Origin of the sequence: Kitasatospora sp. DSM 101779 (assembly GCF_025655475.1) — a bacterium.
In the GTDB taxonomy this organism is placed as follows: Bacteria; Actinomycetota; Actinomycetes; order Streptomycetales; family Streptomycetaceae; genus Kitasatospora.
The window spans coordinates 6,899,025-6,899,982 of sequence record NZ_JAHTIK010000001.1; the positions used below are offsets into that span (position 1 = coordinate 6,899,025).

A 958-nucleotide genomic window follows, 5' to 3' on the forward strand; every position below is an offset into this window, starting at 1 on the left:
CACCCGCCCGCCGGACCCGGCCTCCGTCCGCCCGCCCCGCGGCACCGCGGATGCCGTCCGGGCCGCCCGCGCCGCGGACTCGGTGCCGACCGGGACCGCCCGGGTCGTCGGCGCGCCGGCCGGACGCCGGGCCTCGGCGCGGTCGATCCGGATCACCACGTTGCGTTCGCGGTTGGCGCGGTTCGGCCAGTCGTGGTCCTTGCTCCAGACCAGTTGGCTGCGGACGCCGTCCACGTCCGTCCATTTGCCCTGCGTGGCACGGACGTTCGGCCGCCAGACGCCGTTGTACTCGTGCTCCAGGGACAGGTCCCACCCGTGGCCGCAAGCGCTGTCGTCGATGAGCTCGCTCGCTCCGACCGTGCCGCGGATCACCACGGTCTCCCCCCGCCGGATGTCCACCACGATGCGTTGCGGCCAGTCCGCGTCCACCCCGACGACGGTGATCCTGCAAGGGCCTTCGTACCAAGTCATGGGCGACCTCCCGCGCTCGCGCCGACCGAGCCCGGGACCGGGCTCTCCGACCAGGCGAACGGCTCCCCGCGTCCCAGGGGTTCGAACGGCCCGGTCCGCGACTCGGGAAAACCTCGATCGCGGGTCCCGTGACCGGCCGTACGAACGGGTGAACCGCCGGGCGGGGCCGGGCCGTAACGAGGGAGAGAGCGTCCGCAGACCGATCGTCGGGCGCTCCCGTCGACAGGACCGCAGGGGAAGCGGAGGAGTTCCGGTGGGTACGAACACGGGTGGAAACGGTTCTCAGGCCGGCGCCGGGGGCATTCAACTGCCCGCGGTCGCCTGGGAGATCGAGGACGGCCCGGCAGCCGCCGCGGCGGGGCCGGAGGCCGACGCGCCCTCGTACGGGCAGGTCGAGCCGGCCGCGGCGCAGGCGCCGGCCGCGCCGAAGTACGGCCCGGTGCTGCCCGACCCCGACGCGGCGCACCGGCGGCCCGCGGCCGCCGAG

Annotated in this window: 1 protein-coding gene and 1 pseudogene; one reads left to right on the forward strand and one right to left on the reverse strand. The window is 75.5% G+C overall.

Going from position 1 to position 958, the window contains the following annotated elements; all coding sequences use genetic code 11:
* The coding region (locus KSNIM_RS31300) for a hypothetical protein (RefSeq protein ID WP_263106487.1) at positions 1 to 471 on the reverse strand (471 nt) is incomplete at its 3' end.
* Between the two features lie 253 nt (positions 472 to 724).
* Between KSNIM_RS31300 and KSNIM_RS31305 the strand changes: the two are divergent.
* Positions 725 to 958: pseudogene (locus tag KSNIM_RS31305) on the forward strand (hypothetical protein); the annotation flags it as partial.